This is a genomic window from Novosphingobium olei, assembly GCF_037076535.1.
GTDB lineage: Bacteria > Pseudomonadota > Alphaproteobacteria > Sphingomonadales > Sphingomonadaceae > Novosphingobium > Novosphingobium olei.
The window spans coordinates 1,005,310-1,025,263 of sequence record NZ_AP029021.1 but is presented as its reverse complement, the minus strand read 5'-3'; the positions used below and the strand labels follow the sequence as shown (position 1 = coordinate 1,025,263).

Genomic DNA, 19,954 nt, shown 5'->3' with positions numbered 1-19,954 from the left:
GGTTCGCGGGGAAGCGTCCACGGCGACGCTTCCCCGCCCCGCCATCATGCTGCCAGACGACCTGACCCCGCTGCATGTCCTTGCCTGCGTTGGGGCCATGTTGCTTGCTGTCTCGATCTTCGCCGGCTGGCGCGACCGCCGCAACTTGCGCCGCGAGGATCTCGACCGGGTGAGCCTGATCAACTGGCGCCAGATCGCCGCGGTCACCTCCATCATTGCGATCGTCGCGCTCAGCGCGGCCGCGCACCTGTGGTTTACCGCCTGACCTGCTGGGCGGAGTAGAAATTCTTGATTGCCCGAAACCCCTCCCAGATGGGAGGTGGGGTCTGTTTGGGCGCATGCCATTTGCGCCGCCAATAGGTTCATCAAGGGTTGATCATGACCGATCCCAAAGTCCTTACCCATCTGCAGCGGCTGGAAGCCGAAGCGATCCACATCATGCGCGAGGTCGTGGCCGAGGCGGACAACCCGGTCATGCTCTATTCGGTGGGCAAGGACAGCGCGGTGATGCTCCACTTGGCGCGCAAGGCGTTCTACCCCTCGCCGCCGCCCTTCCCGCTGCTGCACGTCGACACCACGTGGAAATTCCAGGCGATGTACGAGCTGCGCGACCGCATGGCGCGTGAATCCGGCATGGAACTGCTCGTCTACCAGAATCCCGAAGCCGAAGCGCGGGGCATCAACCCGTTCGACCATGGCGCGCTCCACACCGACATGTGGAAGACCGAAGGGTTGAAGCAGGCGCTCGACAAGTACGGCTTCGACGCCGCCTTCGGTGGCGCGCGTCGCGACGAGGAGAAGAGCCGCGCCAAGGAGCGCATCTTCTCGTTCCGCACCGCCAGCCACGGCTGGGATCCCAAGAACCAGCGCCCCGAGCTGTGGAACCTCTACAACGCCCGCAAGAACAAGGGCGAGAGCATCCGCGTATTCCCGATCTCGAACTGGACCGAGCTCGACATCTGGCAGTACATCCACCTGAACGACGTGCCGATCGTGCCGCTGTACTTCGCTGAAGAGCGCCCGACCTATGAATGGGAAGGCCAGTTGTTCATGGCCGACGACATTCCCCGGCTGGAGCGCGTGCTTGGCCGCAAGCCCGAGATCGTCAACCGTTCGATCCGCTTCCGCACGCTGGGCTGCTTCCCGCTGACCGGCGCGGTCGAAAGCACGGCCAAGACCCTTCCCGAAGTGATCCAGGAAACGCTGCTGACCACCACCAGCGAACGCCAGGGCCGCGTGATCGACAAGGACGCCGGCGGCGCCGGCATGGAAGTGAAGAAGCAGCAGGGGTATTTTTGACCTGCCACGGAATGCTTGGCGTTCCGAAGGGTCAACCCCGGACTTGATCCGGGGGCCCGCTTCCTTCCGAAGGAAGCAAGAAACAGCGGGATCCCGGATCAAGTCCGGGATGACGGGTGAGCAAAATGACTGACCAGACCGACGTGATCTACAAGACCGATGACCTCATCGCGCAGGACATCGACGCCTACCTCGAACAGCACCAGCACAAGACAATGCTGCGCTTCATCACCTGCGGGTCGGTGGACGACGGCAAGTCGACGCTGATCGGGCGGCTGCTCTACGATTCGAAGATGATCTTCGAGGACCAGCTCGCCGCGCTGGAAAGCGACAGCAAGAAGGTGGGCACGCAAGGGGCGGAGATCGATTTCGCGCTGCTCGTCGACGGCCTCGCCGCGGAGCGCGAACAGGGCATCACCATCGACGTTGCCTATCGCTTCTTCGGCACCGAGAAGCGCAAGTTCATCGTGGCCGACACGCCCGGCCACGAACAGTACACGCGCAACATGGTCACCGGCGCCTCGACCGCCGACCTTGCCGTCATCCTGATCGATGCGCGCAAGGGCGTGCTGACGCAGACCCGCCGCCACTCGTACCTCGCCCACCTGATCGGCATCCGCCACATCGTGCTGGCGGTGAACAAGATGGACCTCGTCGACTACGATCAGGCGACGTATGACGCGATCGTTGCCGATTATGCCGCTTTCGCGCGATCGATCGGGATCGAACGCTTCGTGCCGATGCCGATCTCGGGCTTCAAGGGCGACAACATAACCGGGCTGAGCGCCAGTACGCCTTGGTACACCGGGCCCAGCCTGATCCAGCATCTGGAAACGGTCGAGGTCGATACCACCACGGACCAGGCCAAGCCGTTCCGCATGCCGGTGCAGTGGGTGAACCGTCCGAACCTCGATTTCCGGGGCTTTTCGGGCCTGATCGCCAGCGGCACGGTGCGCCCGGGCGATACCGTGCGCGTGCTGCCGTCGGGCAAGACCAGCACCGTCTCGCGCGTGGTCACTCTCGATGGCGACCTTGACGAGGCAGTGGCCGGGCAGTCGGTAACGATCTGCCTTGCCGACGAGATCGACTGTTCGCGCGGCGATGTCCTTGCCACCGCCGATGCGCCGCCGCAGGCGGCCGATCAGTTCGAAACCACGCTGGTGTGGATGGCCGACGAAGCGCTGCTGCCGGGCCGCGCCTACTGGCTCAAGCTCGGTACGCAGACCGTGTCGGCCACGGTGCAGGAGCCCAAGTACACCGTCAACGTGAACACCATGGAGCATCTTGCCTGCAAGACGCTCGATCTCAACGCGATCGGCGTGGCCGAGATCACGACCGACCGCGCGATCGTGTTCGAACCCTATGCCGAAGGGCGCACGCTCGGCGGGTTCATCCTGATCGACAAGATCACCAACGCCACGGTCGCCGCCGGCATGCTGCACTTCAGCCTGCGCCGGGCGCAGAACGTGCACTGGCAGGCGATGGACGTCAGCCGTGCCGCGCACGCCGCGCTCAAGAACCAGCAGCCCGCCGTGCTGTGGTTCACCGGCCTTTCCGGCTCGGGCAAGTCGACCATCGCCAACCTGGTCGAAAAGAAGCTCCATGCGCTGGGCAAGCACACGTTCGTCCTCGATGGCGACAACGTGCGCCATGGGCTCAACAAGGACCTGGGCTTTACCGAAGCCGATCGCATCGAGAACATCCGCCGCGTGGGCGAAGTCGCCAAGCTGATGACCGATGCGGGCCTCATCGTCCTCACCGCCTTCATCAGCCCGTTCCGCGCCGAGCGCGAGATGGTGCGCGAGCTGCTGGCCGATGGCGAGTTCCTCGAAGTGTTCGTCGACACCCCGCTCGAACTGGCCGAGGCGCGCGACGTGAAGGGCCTCTACAAGAAGGCACGTTCGGGCCAGCTCAAGAACTTCACGGGGATCGACAGCCCCTATGAAGCGCCCGAGAGCCCCGAAATCCGGGTGGACACCACGAAGGAAAGCCCCGAAGACGCGGCCGAACGGATCGTCGACCACCTGCTCGGCTGGGCGCCGACGATCTGATGGCGGAGAGCTGACTTGTGGCGATGACCGACGCTGACCTTGCCGCGCATCTGGCCGAAGTGGCCGGGCGCCTGCTGCTGACCGTGCGCGACAGCCAGGTGCTCAGCCTCAAGTCGCTGGGCAAGGCGGGCGATGCCACCGCCAACCAGTTCCTCTGCCACGCCCTGCGCGAGCAGCGCCCCGACGACGGGCTGCTGTCGGAAGAGGAAAAGGACAACCTCGACCGCCTCGCCTTTTCGCGCACCTGGATCGTCGATCCGGTCGACGGGACGCGCGAATATGGAGAGGAGCGCACTGACTGGGCGGTCCACGTCGGCCTTTCGATCGACGGCGTCGCCACCACCGGCGCGGTCGCGCTGCCGGGAGCCGGGATCGTCCTGCGCTCGGACCAGCCGCGTGCCTTGCCGGCCGCGCCCGACCGCTTGCGGATGGTGGTCAGCCGAACGCGTCCGGCAAAGGAAGCGCTGGCGGTAGGCGAAACGCTCGGCGCCGAACTGGTGCCGATGGGCAGCGCCGGGGCCAAGGCGATGGCGGTGATCCTGGGGACAGCCGACATCTACCTGCATTCGGGCGGCCAGTACGAATGGGACTCCTGCGCGCCCGTCGCAGTCGCCCTCGCCCACGGCTTGCACTGCAGCCGCATCGACGGCAGCCCGCTGGTCTACAACCAGGCCAACACTTACATGCCCGACCTGCTGATCTGCCGGAAGGAACATGCCGAGCGGGTTCTCTCCGAAGTCGCGAGGGTCTCCGCCTAAGCGAGCGCCAGCACGCTGGTCAGGATGTGGCGGACAAGGTCCGCCTGCCCGCGCGCGCCGGTCTTGGCGTAGATCTTCTTCGAATAGTTGCGCGCGGTTTCCACCGTCAGCCCCAGCTCTGCCGCCGCTTCGGCAATGCCAAGCCCCTGCGCCATGGCCCAGGCCAGTCGCGCTTCGCTGGGGCTCAGGCCGAACAGCCCGACCAGCTGCTCGCGCCGGTCGGCGCTCGAACTGCGGTCTCCCGAAATATAGGCCACGGCGACCGGCTGGTTGCCACCGGCAAGGCCGTGCAGCCGCACCGGCGCCACCAGCAGGTCGATCCACGGATCGCGACTGAGATGCAGCGCCTTGGGCCGCGCGGCTGGATCGGCGGCGAGCGCGCGAACCTGGCTGGTCAGCGCGCGGTCGATCTCGGGCGAGGCGGGCAGCAGGCGGCCGCGCGGGCCCTTGCGGATCGCCGATGTGCGCGCGAGCAGGCTTTCGGCCTGCGAGTCCATGTCGACCACGCAGCACGCGGCATCGAGCGTGATCCAGCCGAAATTCATTCGCCGGAACGCCTCGGCGCTGATCTGCGCGCGGGCACGTTCGCGCTCCAGCGCGGAAAAGGCGCGCAATGCGGCGCGGAAATGCGGCACCACCAGCGCCAGCAGCCGCCCCTGCGCCGCGCCCAGCTCCTCGCGCCCGGCCAGGATCAGCCAGCCATCGAGCCCTGCCGGTTCGCGCAGGCGCACGGCGCGCAAGTCGAAGATCCCCGCCGGCCGCAGCACGTCTGCGGCAAAGTCGGCTTGCGCCGGGCCGCCCGCCGCGACGATCTCCTCCAGCGCATAGACCCGCGCCTCGCGCATCAGCTGCAGCCGGGCGGATTCGTCGGCATGCCCTTCGGTCAGGAAGCGGGCAAAGCCTTCGCCTCCCTGCCCCGAGCGGACTTCGATGACGTCCTCCCCGCTCGCCGCCATGACGACGATGGCCGCCTGCGCAGCGCCCGCCGCCGCGCGCAGGCGCGACAGGAAGGTTTGCCACATCGGCTGTTCGAACAGGCCTTCGTGCAGCGGGACGAGCAGGTCGGTCTCGCCGGGAACGGGGGTACGCATGGGCGGCAGTCTATCGCCGCCACGCCTGGACCGCCACCGGGCAAGTCCAGGCGATCGTCGCGATCAGCTTAGGACCAGCCGTCCTGCGCTTCGAGGCTCTTCGCCAGTTCGCCTATCACGCGGTAGCAATCGAGCACCTTGCCCACCGACGAGTTGGGCTCGCGCCCTTCGCGGATGGCGGCGACGAACTCGCGGTCCTGCAGCTCGATGCCATTCATGCTGACATCGACCTTCGACACGTCGATCGGCTCTTCCTTGCCATTCACCAGATCATCGTAGCGCGCGATGTAGGTGCCGGTATCGCCGATGTAGCGGAAGAAGGTGCCGAGCGGTCCGTCATTGTTGAACGAGAGCGACAGCGTGCAGATCGCGCCGGTCTCGGCCTTCAGCTGGATCGACATGTCCATCGCGATGCCAAGCTCGGGGTGCTTGGGCCCCTGCAGCACGTTGGCGGCAACGATCTTGCCCGACTGATAGGCGAACAGGTCGATCGTGTGCGCCGCGTGGTGCCACAGCAGGTGGTCGGTCCAGGACCGCGGCTCACCCTTGGCGTTCATGTTCTTGCGGCGGAAGAAGTAGGTCTGCACGTCCATCTGCTGAAGCGACAGTTCGCCCGCGACGATCTTGTTGTGCACGTACTGGTGCGAAGGATTGAAGCGACGGGTGTGGCCGACCATGCAGACAAGGCCGGTTTCGCGGCTCTTGGCGACCACAGCCTCGGCATCGGCCCAGCTGTCGGACAGCGGAATTTCAACCTGTACGTGCTTGCCGGCATCCATGCAGGCGATCGCCTGTTCGGCGTGCATCTGCGTCGGGGTGCACAGGATCACCGCATCGACGTCGTCGCGCGCCAGCGCATCGGCCAGCTCGGTCGACGAATGCTTCGCGCCGTACTTGGCGGCAACCGCGGCGGCCTGCTCTCCGGTGCGGCTGATGATCGAGACGATCTCGACCCCGTCGATCTTCTTGAGGCCGTCGAGGTGCTTCTCGCCGAAGGCGCCAGCCCCGGCGAGCGCGATGCGGATAGGTTGGGTCATTCTACTGGCTCCAGAACAAGGTGGCCGATGGCGGTGTTGCTGCAAGGGATGTGGTAGTGACGATGCAGGCAGCGGGTTTCCCGCCCCAGCGCACCGCGCATGATCAGCCACATCACCATCTCGATGCCTTCGCTGCCGGTTTCGCGCAGGTATTCGATGTGCGGAATGGCCCGCGCCTCCTGGCTGTCACCGACCAGCAGGTCCATGAACATGTTGTCCCATTCGCGGTTGAGTAGCCCGGCACGCGGCCCCTGGAGCTGGTGGCTCATGCCGCCGGTGCCCCAGATCTGCACGTTGAGGTCCTCGGGAAAGCTTTCGACCGCGCGCTTGATCGCTTCGCCCAGCGCCCAGCAGCGGTTGCCCGACGGCACGGGATAGGTGACGACATTGACTGCCAGCGGGATGACCTTCACCGGCCACCGGTCCGGCTGGCCGAACATCATCGACAGCGGCACGGTCAAACCGTGATCGACGTCCATCTCGTTGATGATGGTCATGTCGAAATCGTCGAGGATCAGGCTCTGCGCGATGTGCCAGGCAAGGTCGGCATGGCCTTCGACGTCGGGCACAGGACGCGGTCCCCAGCCCTCGTCTGCCGGCTTGTAGCGTTCGCCGCAGCCGATCGCGAAGGTCGGGATGATGTTCGCATCGAAGGCAGAGGCGTGGTCGTTGTAGACCAGCACGATCACGTCGGGCTTCTGCTCGGCCTCCCAGGCCCTAGTCCAGTCATAGCCGGCGAAGATCGGGCCGAAATAGTCATCACGGCTCTTGCCCTGGTCGACCGCGACACCGAGCAGCGGCACGTGGCTCGACCCCACGCCTGCGGTAATGCGCGCCATGTCAGAAGCCCCCCTTTATGCTGCGATTGCCCACCGGAGAGCGTCCGCCATCCAGCATCATCTGCCGGTATTCGGGAAAGGTCATGTCGGTCATCGTCGAACAGGCTTCCGCAAACGAAATGCCGTCGGTCGAAAAGATCTTGGACAGGAAGTAGATGTTCCCGCCCAGATCGAGCATGCGGTTGTAGTCGCGCGCCAGGACCGCGAGCTTCTGGTCCTCGGTCAGCGGCCATTCGTCGAGATAGGCACGCTCGCCCGCCTTCCACCGCTCGCGGTTTTCCGGCTTCATCAGGCTCATCGCGAACTGGTTGAGGTGATACCCCTTGCGCGCGCGGCTCGCGGTATAGACGCGCGTTCCGGGAATATCGTCGAACTCGGCGAGATATTCGTGGATGTCCTGCACGGACCTGTCGTTCTGGTCGGTCACAGGCCCCGGTCCTTGAGCTGGGCGTCGAGCCGCGGGAACACCCGCCGCGCGTTGCCCTCGAAGATCGCGTGACGTTCGGCATCGGTGATGTCGAGCGCGTCGATGTAGCGCTTGGTGTCATCGAAGTAGTGCCCGGTCGTCGGATCGATGCCGCGCACCGCGCCCACCATCTCGCTGCCGAAAAGGATGTTCTTGTTCTCGATCACGTCGGCCAGCAGGTCGATGCCCGGCTGGTGGTAGACGCAGGTATCGAAATAGATGTTGTTCATCAGATGCGTGTCGAGCGACGGCTTCTTCAGCATGTCGGCCAGACCGCGATAGCGGCCCCAGTGATAGGGCACCGCGCCGCCGCCGTGTGGGATGATGAAGCGCAGCGTCGGGAAACGGCTGAACAGGTCGCCTTCGAGCAGCTGCATGAACGCGATCGTATCGGCCGCGATGTAGTACCCGCCCGTGGCATGCATCGCCGGATTGCACGATCCCGACACGTGGATCATCGCCGGAACGTCCAGCTCGACCATCTTCTCGTAGAACGGGAACCAGAATTCGTCGGTCAGCGGCGGATGCTTGAAATGGCCGCCGCCGGGATCGGGATTGAGATTGCAGCCGATGAAGCCAAGCTGGGTGACGCAGCGTTCCAGCTCGGCGATCGAGCTGGTCATGTCCGCCTCGGGCGACTGCGGCAGCATGCACACCCCGGCGAAGATGTCGGGGTAGAGCCCGACGACGCGCGCGATGAGATCGTTGCACACCTGTGCCCACTTCACCGCCACCGACTGATCGCCCACGTGCGGCGCCATGGCCGAAGCGCGCGGGGAAAAGATCGTCATGTCCGCGCCGCGCTCCTTGAGCAGGCGCAGCTGGTTGCCCTCGATCGTCTCACGGATCTCGTCATCGGAAATCTCGGGGTACGGCGGGCATTCGGTGCCGGCCTTGAACGCCGCCTTCTGCGCCTCGCGCCAGGCGTCGTGCGCCTTCGGCAACACGGTGTAGTGGCCGTGGCAATCGATGATCATCGTCATGCAACCGTTCCCTCAGTTCTGGCGGCAGGCTTGGCCGGTGTCTCGATGGGGTGGCCGGCCTGCGCGCGCTGGCGTCGCACCGTGCCGCTGGTCATCATCGGTTCGACGCCCAGATCGGCCAGAGTCTTGGCCGATTCCTCCATCTCGGCGGCGCGGCGTATGCCGTGGGTCGCCATCCGCTCGATGTTGTAGGCCGCGCGCTCGAACCAGCTCTGCGATCGTTCGCTGGCATCGAGCGAGGCAAGCACATCCTCGGCCACGCCGGCGGCGTTGGCCGCAAGGATCATCTCGGCGGTCAGCGCCTCGATGCCCTTAACCATGACCGAGCGGATCATCTTGATCGCGCTCGCCCGGCCCACTTCGGCACCAACCACGCGCACGTTGGCAAAGCCCGCTGCAAGCAGCGCCTGCGCCGCATCATCCGCCGCCGCGCCAGCCACCAGCAGCGGCACGTTCATCCGCGCAGGATTGACCGGCGCCAGCACCGCCACGTCGACGTAGCGCGCGCCCGCCGCCTCCACGGCCCGCGCCGCCGCGCGCTTGGTCTCGGGCGAAACCGAGTTCATGTCGCAGAACAGCGCCCCCGGCCGCAGCAGGCCCGCAAAGTCGCGCGCCGCATCGAACGCGGAATCGGCCGTCACCAGCGACAGCGCCAGATCGGCATCCCCCAGCGCGCAGTCGGCAGTGGCACAGGCGATCACGCCCGCCTCCTCCATCACCACGCGGCGCGCGGGCTGCACGTCATAGGCCAGCGCGCCTGCTTCCCAGCCCGCGGCCTTGGCGAACGTCGAGCCGGCCTCGCCAAAACCGATAAGGGCGATGCGAATATCCATTCCCCGCCTCTCGCCCGCGCCCCGCCATCACACAAATGGGAAGAGCGCCCGCCTCATAACTTTATGCGAAGTCTTCTTCAGCCACTTCGCGCAGGATGGCGATGAACCGGGCCTGCGTCGCGGTGGGCCGCCAGCCCAGCCGGGTGGTGACTCCGATTGTCCGCGCGACCGGCACCGGCGGGGGTACTGCGACCAGCAGACCGGCGTCGAGCTCGACCGCCAGCTGGGCCGGCGAAAGGATCGTCAGCGCATCCGATGCGACCAGCAGTTGGCGGATCGTCATTACCGATCCGCATTCGATGGCGATGGCCGGCGGCTCCACGCCAAGCGTGCGCATCATGACTTCCCAATAACCGCGCAACGGCGTCTCGCGCCCGGGCAGGATCCATTCGCATTGCGCCAGCGCCGCGCCATCCATAGCTGCTGCCTGCGCCAGCGGGTGCCCCGCCCGCATGATCAGGGCCGGCCGGTCCTCGAACATCGGCTCCTGCGCCAGGTCATCAAGCGCGCTGTCCGCCCGCAGCGCGCCGAGCATCAGGTCGATGTCGCCTTCGCGCAAGGGACCGGCCAGTTCGGCATGGCTGCCTTCGACCACCGAAAGCGCCACGGCAGGCGCCTCGGCACGAAAGCGCAGCATGGCCTGCGGCAGCCAGGCCGCCCGCGACAGCGGCATCGCGCCGATAACGATGCGCCCCGCCGCCTTGCCCTGCCAAGCCGCCACTTCGTCCAGCCCGCTGCGCAGCTCGGCGAGCGCGAGGCCGAAGCCCTTGGCGCGGCGCTCGCCCGCAGGCGTCAGCAGGATCGAGCGGCCGCGCCGGTCGACCAGCCGCTGCCCCAGCGCGACCCCCAGGTCCGCCACCGCGCGGTGGAGCGATGCGGCCGACAGGCCGGTTTCCTCCGAAGCGCCGGCATAGGACCCCGCCCGCGCCAGCGCACTGAACGCCCGAAGCTGGGTCGCAGTCACGCGCGAGCTGCCGATGTGCGCCAGCGCGGCTTCGGCACGCGGAGAAAGCAGCAAAGCGGCCTCGGTGGGCGTCATGCCGGCGGTACAGCGTTCGAACAGCACGCAGCCGAGATCGGATTCGAGCCGCGCGATCGCCTGGGTCAGCGCCGGCTGGGTCAGGTTGACCGCCTTTGCCGCCCGCGTCAGGCTGCCATAGCGAACCGTTGCGACCAGTGCGGCAAGGTGTCGTATATTGGGGACAGATGCAGTCATCACAAACGCACTTAGCATTTCCTTATAGCTAGGCGCAAACATCGGATTAGCGCTCGCCGCGCGAGGGGCAGAAGGCAACGCTGCACATAGACCCCCCGCATAAGGAGCTGCCCATGTCGGGTATCGTCGTCCAGAACATCGAACGCGCCGATCTTGCGGTGATCGACGGCCTTGCCGCTTGCGGCGTCGCCACGGTCCACGAAGCGCAAGGACGCACCGGCCTTCTCGCCTCCTACATGCGCCCGATCTACCGTGGCGCGCGCGTCGCCGGCAGCGCGGTGACGATCAGCGCACCTCCCGGCGACAACTGGATGGTCCACGTAGCGATCGAACAGCTCAAGGCGGGCGACATCCTCCTGCTCGCCCCCACCTCGCCGTGCGAGGACGGCTATTTCGGCGATCTGCTCGCCACCAGCGCGCAGGCGCGCGGCTGCCGTGGCCTCGTCATCGACGCCGGCGTGCGCGATGTTCGCGACCTCACCGAAATGCAGTTCCCCGTCTGGTCCAAGGCGATCTACGCGCAAGGCACGGTCAAGAACACCTTGGGCAGCGTCAACGTGCCGGTGGTCTGCGCCAATGCGCTGGTCAACCCCGGTGACGTGATCGTGGCCGACGACGACGGCGTCTGCGTCGTCCCCCGCGCCAATGCCGAAGCCGTGCTGAAGGCGGCGCAGGCCCGCGAAGCCAACGAGGGCGAAAAGCGCGAAAAACTCGCTGCCGGCGTGCTCGGGCTCGACATGTACAAAATGCGTGAGCGCCTCGAAAAGGAAGGCCTCAAGTATGTCTGAGGCCCGCTTCACCGGGCACAGCGCACCCTGCCTATGGATGCGCGGCGGTACCTCGAAGGGCGGCTATTTCCTCAAGTCCGACTTGCCCGCCGATACGGCCGCACGCGATGCCTTCCTGCTCGCCGTGATGGGCAGTCCCGATCCGCGCCAGATCGACGGCATGGGCGGTGCCGATCCGCTGACCAGCAAGGTCGCGGTGGTAGCCAAATCGGAGCGCGAGGGCATCGACGTCGATTACCTGTTCCTGCAGGTCTTCGTCGACCAGGCGATCGTCACCGATGCGCAGAATTGCGGCAACATCCTTGCCGGCGTCGGCCCCTTTGCCATCGAACGCGGCCTCGTCGCTGCGACGGGCGATGAGACCCGCGTCGCGATCTACATGGAAAACACCGGGCAGGTCGCCGTCGCCACCGTGCAGACGCCAAACGGAAAGGTCACCTACACCGGCACTGCTGCCATCGACGGCGTCCCCGGCACCCACGCCCCCGTACCGCTCGAATTCCGCGATACCGCCGGTTCCAGCTGCGGCGCGCTGCTGCCCACCAGCAATGCGGTTGACGTGGTCAACGGCGTGCCCGTAACGCTGATCGACAACGGCATGCCCTGCGTGGTGATGAAGGCCGCCGACCTCGGCATCACCGGCTACGAAGACCGCGACTGGCTCGACAATGCCACCGAACTCAAGGCCCGGATCGAAGCCATCCGCCTTGCCGTCGGCGAACGCATGAACCTTGGCGACGTCAAGGAAAAGTCGGTGCCCAAGATGATGCTCGTTGCCCCGCCGAAGAATGGCGGCGCGGTCACCGTGCGCAGCTTCATCCCGCACCGCGCCCATGCCACCATCGGCGTGCTCGGCGCGGTCAGCGTTGCCACGGCCTGCCTGATCCCGGGCTCGCCCGCCGCCGAAGTGGCCGAGATCCCCGGAGGTGCCCGCAAGACGCTCTCGGTCGAACACCCGACCGGCGAAATGAGTTGCGTGCTCGAAACCGACGAAACCGGCGCGGTCCGCACCGCCGCCCTGCTGCGCACCGCGCGCAAACTGATGGACGGAGTTGTATTCGGATGACCTCTGACCGCATCCTTTCCTGGCACACCAATCCCAGCAAGCCGCGCTACACCCCGCCGCCGGGCGCCGTGGACGCGCACTGCCACGTCTTCGGCCCGATGGCGCAGTTCCCCTTCTCGCCCAAGGCCAAGTACCTTCCGCAGGACGCCGGCCCGGACAAGCTGTTCGCGCTGCGCGACCTCCTCGGCTTCGAGCGCAACGTCATCGTGCAGGCGAGCTGCCACGGCACCGACAACGCCGCCACGCTCGACGCCATCGCCAAGTCGAAAGGCAAGGCGCGCGGCGTCGCCGTGGTCGATCCCGCCATCTCGGAAGCAGACCTCAACGCCCTGCACGAAGGCGGCATCCGCGGCATCCGCTTCAATTTCCTCAAGCGCCTTGTCGACGATGCGCCCAAGGACAAGTTCCTCGAAGTCGCCCGCCGCCTGCCCAAGGGCTGGCACGTGGTCATCTACTTCGAGGCCGACATCCTTGAAGAACTGCGCCCGTTCATGGACGCCATCCCCGTCCCCCTAGTCATCGACCACATGGGCCGGCCCGACGTGCGGCAAGGGCCGGACGGCGCGGACATGAAGGCGTTCCGCGCGTTTCTCGACAGCCGCGACGACATCTGGTTCAAGGCCACCTGCCCTGACCGGCTTGACGCGATCAAGGAGGGCGGCGCGGGCGATCCGTGGAACGCCTTTGCCGCTGCGGTGGCGCCGCTGGTGGCCGACTACCAGGATCGAGTGCTGTGGGGCACCGACTGGCCGCACCCCAACATGGACACCGAGATCCCCGACGATGGCCACCTCGTCGACATGATCCCGCGCATCGCGCCTACGGTCGATCTTCAGCGCAAGTTGCTGATCGACAACCCGATGCGCCTCTACTGGCCCGAGGAACTCTGACCACACGGCTTGCCAAAGCTCGGCCTGCACCATAATCAGAATTTGAATTCTATTATAGTGGGGAGAGTGCAGAGTGGAACTCGATCGTCGATCGTTGATCGCCGGCGCGGCAGCTTTGGGTGCCGCGCCGCTGGTCGCGCAGGCCAAAGCCACAAAGCCGAGCCCGGCCTTTCCGCAGGGCTTCCTGTGGGGCTCGGCAACGGCCGCTCACCAAGTCGAAGGCAACAACGTCAACGCCGATGCCTGGCTGATGGAGAACGTCAAGCCGACCACGTTCGTTGAGCCCTCCGGCGATGCGGCGAACAGTTTCGAGCTGTGGCAGACCGATCTCGATCTGGTGAAGAGCCTCGGCCTCAACACCTATCGCTTCAGCCTCGAATGGGCGCGGATCGAACCTGAACCCGGCCTGTTCTCGATCGCCATGCTCGATCACTACAAGGCGATGATCGAAGGCTGCCGTGCGCGCGGGCTTCACCCGATCGTCACCTTCAACCACTTCACCACCCCGCGCTGGTTCGCCGGGCGCGGGGGCTGGCACAATCCTGAAGCCCCGGCCCTGTTCGCCCGCTACTGCGACCGCGCTGCCCGTCATCTGGCCGAAGGTATCGGTCATGCGACCACGCTGAACGAGCCCAACCTTGCCGGGCTGCTCGCCGAACTGCTGCCGGGTGATCTTCTTGCCCAGGACAAGGCGATGCTGAAGGCCTGCGCCCGCGCCATGGGCGTGGAGCGCTTCAGTGCGGGCAGCGCGCTGCACATCGACGATCCCAAATCCTTCCGCGCGCATCAGCTGGAAGGGCACAAGCAGGGACGAGCCGCGATCAAGGCGGTGCGTGGCGACCTGCCCGTGGGCGTAAGCCTGGCGATGATGGACGATCAGGCGGTGGGCCGGAACTCGCTGCGCGACGCAATGCGCGAACGCTATTACGGCGAATGGCTGCGTGCCGCCCGCGGTGACGATTTCATCGGCGTGCAGAATTACGAGCGCAAGGTCTGGAACGACAAGGGCGTGGTCCCCGCCCCCGCCGACGCGCGGCGCAACAAGATGGGGGCCGAAGTCTGGCCGGGCTCGCTGGCGGGCGCGGTGCGCTATGCCCATGAAGCGACGGGCATCCCCGTGATCGTGACCGAGCACGGTGTCGGAAGCGACGATGACAGCATCCGCGCATGGCTGATTCCGAACGCGCTGCGCGAACTGAAGCTTGCGATGGACCAGGGCGTGCCCGTCCACGGCTATTGCCACTGGTCGCTGATCGACAACTTCGAATGGGTGTTCGGCTATGGCATCCACTTCGGGCTGTGCACGCTCGACCGGACAACGTTCAAGCGGACGCCAAAGCCGAGCGCGATGGTGCTAAAGCGCATCGCCGAGGCAAACGCCCTCGTCTGATCGAACGAAGGGGCGGTCCCCACCGCCCCTTCGTCCTCTTCAGACCGGCAGGCCGACGTAGTTTTCCGCGATCGTCTGCTGCGCAGCGCGGCTGCCTGCGATGTAGTCGAGCTCGGCAACCTGCATGCGCCGCTCGAACGGACCGTCTTCGGGGAAGCGGTGCATCAGCTTGGTCAGCGACCAGCAGAATCGTTCGGACTTCCACACGCGGGCCAGCGCCTTGTCGGAATAGCCGGCGATCGCGTCGGCATCGTTGCGCTTGAAGAAGGCGGTCAGCGCGGCCGAGGCATAGTGCACGTCCGATGCCGCAAGGTTCAGCCCCTTCGCCCCGGTCGGCGGCACGATGTGCGCGGCATCGCCGCACAGCAGCAGGCTGCCGTACCGCATCGGCTCGAACACGAAGCTGCGCAGCGGCGCGATCGACTTCTCGATCGAAGGGCCGCGCGTCATGTTGGCCGCGGCATCGGGGCCAAGGCGCAGCGCCAGTTCGTCCCAGATGCGATCATCGGACCAGTCCTCGATCTTTTCGGTCAGCGGCACGTCGACGTAGTAGCGGCTGCGCGTCGGGCTGCGCATCGATGCAAGCGCAAAGCCGCGTTCGTGGTTGGCATAGATCAGCTCGTCGTTGCACGGCGCCACGTCGGCCAGAATGCCGAGCCAGCCGAACGGATAGACGCGCTCGAAGCTCTTGCCCACGCTCGCCGGGATCGCCTGGCGGCTGGGGCCGTGGAAGCCGTCGCACCCGACGATGAAGCGCGCGTCGATCCGCTGCGCCGCCCCGTCCTTGGTAAAGGTGAGATAAGGCGCATCGCTCTCGATATCGTGCAGCGCCACGTCACCCGCATCATAGATCACGTTCAGCCCGCGCGGGGCGGCCGCGTCCATCAGGTCGCGGGTGATTTCGGTCTGGCCATAGACGACCACGGTCTTGCCGGTCAGGCCTTCGCAATCGATGCGGATCAGTCGCTCGCCATCGGCAAGGTTGAAACCGCCCTCGATCAGCCCTTCGGCCTTGAGACGGGCATCGAGGCCAAGCCGCTCCATCAGCTGCACGGTGATCTGTTCGAGCACGCCGGCCCGGATGCGCGACAGCACATAGTCGCCGCTCTGGCGCTCGACCACGACGCAGTCGATGCCCTCCGCCTTGAGCAGATGGCCAAGCAGCAGGCCTGCAGGGCCGGCGCCAACGATCGCAACCTGGGTCTTCATTGCCTGGCTCTCCCCACGATGGCCGCTCGCCGGCGGCGCGTCATTCCAATGGACATGCAATTGACATCGGCGCTTGCCGGGGTGAAGGGACGGCAACGTCAATCTTCTGGCATTTTCAGGACATGCGATGAACCAGCCCACCGCGATCCCGACGTTTGCCCTTTATGGCGAAGGAGATTGGCAGAGCCCCGCCGGTTTCGCGCATATCGAGACGATCGCCGAACGCAGCGCGCTCCATGACTGGACCATAGCGCCGCATCGCCACGATCGCGTCGTGCAGCTTCTCGTGGTGCAGGAAGGACATGCGCGCGTCACGCTCGACGGCGCACCCTTTGCCCTGCCCGCGCCCAGTTTCATCGTCGTGCCGACCGGCGTGGTCCACGGTTTCCGCTTCGATCCCGGCACCCGCGGCCACGTGCTGACGCTGTCGCAGGAATTTGCCGGGCGCGGGCGCGGCGATGGCGATCCGTTGCCCGGCTTTCTTGCGCAGGGCGGCTCGGGCGAGATCGCCGCCGACGCCGTCGCGCGGGTTGACTGGCTGACCCGGGAACTGCTGCACATCGCCGAAAGCGCGGGCGCCACCGCCGACCCGCTGTTCGAGGCGCTGGCCGAAGCGCTGGTCCGCTCGATCGCCGGGCAAGCTGCCACGCCCGGCGACGACCGCCGGCTGGGCCTGTTCCGCCACCTCGTCGAAACGCACCTTGCCGAACAGCGCCCGCTCGAATTCTATGCACGCTCGATGGGTCTGACCGTGCGCACGCTCACCCGCCTCACCCGCGCCCGGCTGGGCGCGCCGCCGCAGGTGCTGATCAACCGCCGCCTCGCGCTCGAAGCGCAGCGCCGCCTGCGCTACACCAGCGCCACGGTAGCGCAGATCGCCGAAGACCTCGGTTTTGCCGATCCCTCGTGGTTCTCGCGCTTCTACCTGCGCATGACGGGCCATCGTCCGCTCGCCGAACGGCAAGCGCTGCGGGGCCGCTTGATCCAGGACAATGATCCCGCCGCCTGATCGCGCCAACCCTCACGGCAAAGGGGGGCGATCGTCATGAACTTCGAATTTTCCGCGCGGGTCAACGAATTGCGGCGGCAGGTCGAGGATTTCCTCGAAGATTACATGCTGCCCTACAACGCCGAATGGAATGCCGAGGTCGCCGCCGGGCGATACCCCCTGCACATCATGGAGCCGCTCAAGCAGATCGCCCGCGCCGACGGTCTGTGGAACCTGTTCCTGCCCGGCTTGCGTGACGACGAGCCCGGCACTCGCCTCACCAACCTCGAATACGCGCCGCTCGCCGAAATCATGGGCCGCCTGCCCTGGGCTTCGGAGGCGTTCAACTGCAATGCGCCTGATAGCGGGAACATCGAACTTCTCCATCTTCATGCGAATGAAGCACAGAAAGCCCGCTGGCTGGTCCCACTGCTCGACGGCAGCGTCCGCTCGTGCTTCGCGATGAGCGAGCCCGACGTCGCCTCGTCCGATGCCACCAACATCCGCACCACGATCCGCCGCGACGGCGATGATTATGTGATCAACGGGCGCAAGTGGTTCATCACCGGCGCGCTTCACCCGCTGTGCCGGTTCGCGGTGGTCATGGGCGTGAGCGATGCCGACGAAGTGCAGCCGCGCCACGCGCGCCATTCGATGATCATCGTGCCGATGGACACGCCGGGCCTGACCGTGGTGCGCAACATCCCGATCCTGCACCACTCCGCGATCGAGGGGCAGTGCGAACTGGTGTTCCGCGACTGCCGCGTGCCCGCCGCCAATCTGCTGGGCGTCGAAGGACAGGGCTTCGCGCTGGCGCAGGCGCGGCTGGGGCCGGGGCGGGTGCACCATTGCATGCGCACCATCGGCCAATGCGAACTCGCGCTCGATCTGATGTGCGAACGCGCGCTCGAACGCCGCGCCTTCGGCCATGCGATTTCCGGCTATGCCAACATCCAGGACTGGATCGCGCAGTCGCGGGTGGAGATCGACATGGCCCGCCTGCTGGTGCTGCGCGCCGCAGCGCGGCTCGATGCGCGGGGCAACAAGGCCTGCAAGGTCGACGTATCGGCGATCAAGCTCGTCGCCGCCCAGCTCCAGACGCGGGTGCTTGACCGCGCGATCCAGGTGTTCGGGGCAATGGGGCTGACGAGCGACACTCCGCTCGCCTACTTCTACACCTGGGGCCGCGCGCTGCACTTGTTCGACGGGCCGGACGAGGTGCACCTGCGCACCGTGGCGCGGGCCGAACTCGATCGCGTGGGCGAAACGCTGGGGCGCAACACGCGCTACTTCACCATTCCCGAAACCGTGCGCTAGGCGGCGTTCAGGCGGGCGTCCCCGGATCGCCGACATGGCGCACGCCCCGCGCCGCGGCGAGCTTTTCCTGCCGATGCCGTTCGCGATACGAAGCGCGCTGTGCGTCGGTCTTTTCCGGGTAGCAGGCGGCGCAGCTCACCCCTTCCTCGTAGAGCGGCGATGCCCTGTCGGCCTCGCTCACCGGGCGGCGGCACGAACGGCACAGGCCGTGGCTGCCCTCGCGCAGGCCGTGGCCCACGGCGACGCGTTCGTCGAAAACGAAGCATTCGCCCCGCCACAGGCTTTCGTCCTCGGGCACCGTCTCGAGGTATTTCAGGATGCCGCCTTTGAGGTGGTAGACCTCTTCGATCCCTTCCTGACGCAGAAACGCGGTCGATTTCTCGCAGCGGATGCCGCCGGTGCAGAACATTGCGACCTTGGGCCGGCGCGCTTCCCCCAGCAGTTCATCGCGGTGCGCGCGGAACCAGCCGGGAAAGTCGCGGAATGTGGCGGTCTTGGGGTCGATCGCACCGGCGAAGGTGCCGATCGCCACTTCGTAGTCGTTGCGGGTGTCGATCAGGATCGTGTCGGGATCGGCGATCAGCGCGTTCCAGTCCTGCGCATCGACATAGGTCCCGACGCTGGCGCGCGGATCGATGTCGGGCACGCCCATCGTCACGATCTCGCGCTTCAACCTCACCTTCAGCCGGTGGAACGGCATGGCCGAGGCATGGGACAGCTTGACGTCGAGGTCGGCACAGCCCGGCAGTGCGCGGATATGCGCCAGCACATCGGCAATGCCTGCGTCCGGGCCAGCGATGGTGCCGTTGATGCCCTCGTGCGCCAGCAGCAGCGTGCCCTTGACGCGGTTCGCGCGGCAAATCGCCTCAAGCGGCCCCTGAAGCGCCGCCGTATCCTGGAACGGCGTGAAGCAGTAAAGCGCGGCGACGGTGAACGGGGAGGCAGCAGCGGTCATGATGCGCCGCCCTTCCCCGATAGCGGCCTTTTCGTCAATTCACTCAGCCGCCACCGCCCTAACCTCCGCCAAACGCGCGTTCGAGCAGCGGATCGCGCGTGCTACGCGGATCGCGGCGGATTTCCGCTTCCTCGCGGCCGATCGCCCGCCAGATCGCGTCGTCGGCCTGCCGGGCCAGATCGTTGGCAATGGCATTGACGTCCACGCCGGTCGCCACCTGCAGCGCCTGGCCCACCAGCGGGTCCGACGTTGCGTGGAGCAGGTTGCCGAATTCGGGGAACATCACGTCGATCAGCCGTCCTGACATCTCGCCGCGCAAGTAGTTGGTCGCCTCGTCCGGGCGGCCGCGCACCAGCGCCAGCGCATCGCGCACACCGATCCCGCGAATCGCCTCGGTCACCGCCGGCGCGGCGCGATAGGCAGCGCGCTCCGCCATGTCGTTGAACGCACGCGCCAGCCGGTCCTTGAACAGCGGCCCGGTCAGCAGCTGCTGCAGCATGCCGCCGCGATTGCCGAGCTGTTCGGGCAATGCCAGCCGCGCCATCTGGTCATCATAGAACCCGCCGGGCGCCAGCAGCCGGTCGAACGCCCGGTTGGCCGAAGCCTGCAGTAGGTGCCGCACCACTTCAGTCAGCGAAAAGCCGCCATAGCTGGCGCATCCCGCCAGGCTCAGCGCCGCCGTTCCGGCCAGCGCGCCGCTGCCGATCATCCATCCCCTGCGGGTCAGCACTGCTGCCATGCCCATGTCTCCTCTTTTTGCCGCGCGGGCTTTCACCGC

20 protein-coding genes are annotated in these 19,954 nt (G+C 66.5%); 10 read left to right on the top strand and 10 right to left on the bottom strand.

Annotation, left to right across the window (positions count from 1 at the left end; all coding sequences use genetic code 11):
- Positions 1 to 46: 46 nt before the first annotated feature.
- The 4 genes from AACH40_RS04865 to AACH40_RS04850 all read left to right on the top strand — a co-directional run bounded on the left by AACH40_RS04865 (position 47) and on the right by AACH40_RS04850 (position 4,108).
- Positions 47 to 265 (top strand): hypothetical protein, encoded by a 219-nt coding sequence (locus AACH40_RS04865; RefSeq protein ID WP_338644420.1) that lies wholly within the window; start codon positions 47 to 49, stop codon positions 263 to 265.
- 113 nt (positions 266 to 378) lie between these two features.
- Positions 379 to 1,299 carry a sulfate adenylyltransferase subunit CysD gene (gene cysD, locus AACH40_RS04860; RefSeq protein ID WP_338644419.1) on the top strand — a complete coding sequence of 307 codons (921 nt, stop codon included), beginning with the start codon at positions 379 to 381 and terminating at the stop codon, positions 1,297 to 1,299.
- A 125-nt stretch (positions 1,300 to 1,424) separates the two neighbouring features.
- Positions 1,425 to 3,350 (top strand): sulfate adenylyltransferase subunit CysN, encoded by a 1,926-nt coding sequence (cysN, locus tag AACH40_RS04855; protein ID WP_338644418.1) that lies wholly within the window; start codon positions 1,425 to 1,427, stop codon positions 3,348 to 3,350.
- A 23-nt stretch (positions 3,351 to 3,373) separates the two neighbouring features.
- Positions 3,374 to 4,108 (top strand): 3'(2'),5'-bisphosphate nucleotidase CysQ, encoded by a 735-nt coding sequence (locus tag AACH40_RS04850; RefSeq protein WP_338644417.1) that lies wholly within the window; start codon positions 3,374 to 3,376, stop codon positions 4,106 to 4,108.
- Here the strand turns inward: AACH40_RS04850 and AACH40_RS04845 are convergent.
- The 7 genes from AACH40_RS04845 to AACH40_RS04815 form a co-directional block, all read right to left on the bottom strand.
- Positions 4,105 to 5,199, bottom strand: coding sequence for a helix-turn-helix transcriptional regulator (locus AACH40_RS04845; protein WP_338644416.1), 1,095 nt, complete (start codon positions 5,197 to 5,199; stop codon positions 4,105 to 4,107). The two genes, AACH40_RS04850 and AACH40_RS04845, sit on opposite strands and share 4 nt — an antisense overlap.
- A 68-nt stretch (positions 5,200 to 5,267) precedes the next feature.
- Positions 5,268 to 6,224, bottom strand: a complete 957-nt coding sequence (locus AACH40_RS04840; RefSeq protein WP_338645922.1) for a Gfo/Idh/MocA family oxidoreductase — start codon at positions 6,222 to 6,224, stop codon at positions 5,268 to 5,270.
- Between the two features lie 8 nt (positions 6,225 to 6,232).
- Positions 6,233 to 7,075: a class III extradiol dioxygenase subunit beta gene (locus AACH40_RS04835; protein WP_169492542.1), complete on the bottom strand. Its 843-nt coding sequence runs from the start codon at positions 7,073 to 7,075 to the stop codon at positions 6,233 to 6,235.
- Position 7,076: 1 nt separating this feature from the next.
- Positions 7,077 to 7,502 carry a protocatechuate 4,5-dioxygenase subunit alpha gene (gene ligA / locus AACH40_RS04830; RefSeq protein ID WP_338644414.1) on the bottom strand — a complete coding sequence of 142 codons (426 nt, stop codon included), beginning with the start codon at positions 7,500 to 7,502 and terminating at the stop codon, positions 7,077 to 7,079.
- Complete coding sequence (locus AACH40_RS04825; RefSeq protein ID WP_338644413.1) at positions 7,499 to 8,524, bottom strand: amidohydrolase family protein; 1,026 nt, start codon at positions 8,522 to 8,524, stop codon at positions 7,499 to 7,501. The genes ligA and AACH40_RS04825 overlap by 4 nt, the downstream gene beginning before the upstream one ends.
- On the bottom strand, positions 8,521 to 9,357 hold the full coding sequence (locus AACH40_RS04820) for a DUF1932 domain-containing protein (RefSeq protein WP_338644412.1): 837 nt from the start codon (positions 9,355 to 9,357) through the stop codon (positions 8,521 to 8,523). Before AACH40_RS04820 ends, AACH40_RS04825 begins: the two co-directional genes overlap by 4 nt.
- A gap of 61 nt (positions 9,358 to 9,418) precedes the next feature.
- The gene (locus AACH40_RS04815) at positions 9,419 to 10,573 is read right to left on the bottom strand and encodes a LysR substrate-binding domain-containing protein (RefSeq protein ID WP_338644411.1); all 1,155 of its coding nucleotides are present in this window, start codon (positions 10,571 to 10,573) and stop codon (positions 9,419 to 9,421) included.
- A gap of 113 nt (positions 10,574 to 10,686) precedes the next feature.
- Here AACH40_RS04815 and ligK point away from each other — a divergent pair, with 113 nt between their 5' ends.
- The 4 genes from ligK to AACH40_RS04795 all read left to right on the top strand — a co-directional run bounded on the left by ligK (position 10,687) and on the right by AACH40_RS04795 (position 14,707).
- On the top strand, positions 10,687 to 11,361 hold the full coding sequence (gene ligK, locus AACH40_RS04810) for a 4-carboxy-4-hydroxy-2-oxoadipate aldolase/oxaloacetate decarboxylase (RefSeq protein WP_338644410.1): 675 nt from the start codon (positions 10,687 to 10,689) through the stop codon (positions 11,359 to 11,361).
- On the top strand, positions 11,354 to 12,427 hold the full coding sequence (locus tag AACH40_RS04805) for a 4-oxalomesaconate tautomerase (protein ID WP_338644409.1): 1,074 nt from the start codon (positions 11,354 to 11,356) through the stop codon (positions 12,425 to 12,427). Before ligK ends, AACH40_RS04805 begins: the two co-directional genes overlap by 8 nt.
- Complete coding sequence (locus AACH40_RS04800; RefSeq protein ID WP_338644408.1) at positions 12,424 to 13,317, top strand: amidohydrolase family protein; 894 nt, start codon at positions 12,424 to 12,426, stop codon at positions 13,315 to 13,317. The genes AACH40_RS04805 and AACH40_RS04800 overlap by 4 nt, the downstream gene beginning before the upstream one ends.
- 73 nt (positions 13,318 to 13,390) lie before the next feature.
- Positions 13,391 to 14,707: a family 1 glycosylhydrolase gene (locus AACH40_RS04795; RefSeq protein WP_338644407.1), complete on the top strand. Its 1,317-nt coding sequence runs from the start codon at positions 13,391 to 13,393 to the stop codon at positions 14,705 to 14,707.
- Positions 14,708 to 14,746: 39 nt separating this feature from the next.
- Here AACH40_RS04795 and pobA read toward each other — a convergent pair whose 3' ends face one another.
- Positions 14,747 to 15,916, bottom strand: a complete 1,170-nt coding sequence (pobA, locus tag AACH40_RS04790) for a 4-hydroxybenzoate 3-monooxygenase (RefSeq protein ID WP_338644406.1) — start codon at positions 15,914 to 15,916, stop codon at positions 14,747 to 14,749.
- Between the two features lie 127 nt (positions 15,917 to 16,043).
- On the opposite strand from pobA, the gene AACH40_RS04785 reads away from it, so the two are divergent.
- Together AACH40_RS04785 and AACH40_RS04780 are read left to right on the top strand one after the other, a co-directional pair.
- The gene (locus tag AACH40_RS04785) at positions 16,044 to 16,925 is read left to right on the top strand and encodes a helix-turn-helix domain-containing protein (protein WP_338644405.1); all 882 of its coding nucleotides are present in this window, start codon (positions 16,044 to 16,046) and stop codon (positions 16,923 to 16,925) included.
- Positions 16,926 to 16,961: 36 nt separating this feature from the next.
- Positions 16,962 to 18,221 (top strand): acyl-CoA dehydrogenase family protein, encoded by a 1,260-nt coding sequence (locus tag AACH40_RS04780; protein ID WP_338644404.1) that lies wholly within the window; start codon positions 16,962 to 16,964, stop codon positions 18,219 to 18,221.
- A gap of 7 nt (positions 18,222 to 18,228) precedes the next feature.
- On the opposite strand, the gene AACH40_RS04775 is transcribed toward AACH40_RS04780, so the two are convergent.
- Both AACH40_RS04775 and AACH40_RS04770 read right to left on the bottom strand, forming a co-directional pair.
- Positions 18,229 to 19,176: a rhodanese-related sulfurtransferase gene (locus tag AACH40_RS04775; RefSeq protein ID WP_338644403.1), complete on the bottom strand. Its 948-nt coding sequence runs from the start codon at positions 19,174 to 19,176 to the stop codon at positions 18,229 to 18,231.
- Positions 19,177 to 19,234: 58 nt separating this feature from the next.
- Positions 19,235 to 19,915: a DUF4197 domain-containing protein gene (locus AACH40_RS04770; RefSeq protein ID WP_169492529.1), complete on the bottom strand. Its 681-nt coding sequence runs from the start codon at positions 19,913 to 19,915 to the stop codon at positions 19,235 to 19,237.
- Positions 19,916 to 19,954 lie beyond the last annotated feature (39 nt).